Annotated in this window: 1 protein-coding gene; it reads left to right on the forward strand. The window is 58.7% G+C overall.

All coding sequences use genetic code 11. The features are described 5' to 3' along the window. Positions 1–317: 317 nt before the first annotated feature. A partial coding sequence (locus tag ACFWJO_RS40445) for a dihydropteroate synthase (protein WP_386873370.1) occupies positions 318–477 on the forward strand: 160 nt, incomplete at its 3' end.

Below are 477 nucleotides of genomic sequence, written 5' to 3' on the forward strand. Positions count from 1 at the left end.
CTGTGGGAGGCTCTCGATGGTCAGATCGGTCGACCGAAGAAGCCCTAACGCCGTCCACAAATATCGGCAGGAATATCTTGCACGCTCGCCGATCCAACGCGTCTTGTGTCAGCGGTGCGCTCGATGGAGTGTGTGTGAACGGCACGGGATAGCACGAATTGCGCTCATAGACTTTCTCCCAGTCTTTGTGGTTCGACTATTGAGTAGCGCTCCCACGAAAATGGGTGAATCCCCACCGCTGCCTACAGTGTTGCGCTAACGTCCCCGCGGCGCCGGGTTGTATGCGCTGCTCACCCGACGCCTAATCGGAGCCAACAATGCCTACCATTATTGCACCGAACTCGGTGACCCTCGTCGGGATTCTCAACGTCACGCCTGACTCATTCAGTGATGGCGGAAGGTTCGAGGACGTCTCCGTCGCCATAGGAGAGGGCCTCCAGATGCAGCAGGACGGCGCGAGCCTGATCGATGTCGGCG

This window comes from Streptomyces sp. NPDC127092, from assembly GCF_042722475.1.
GTDB lineage: Bacteria > Actinomycetota > Actinomycetes > Streptomycetales > Streptomycetaceae > Streptomyces.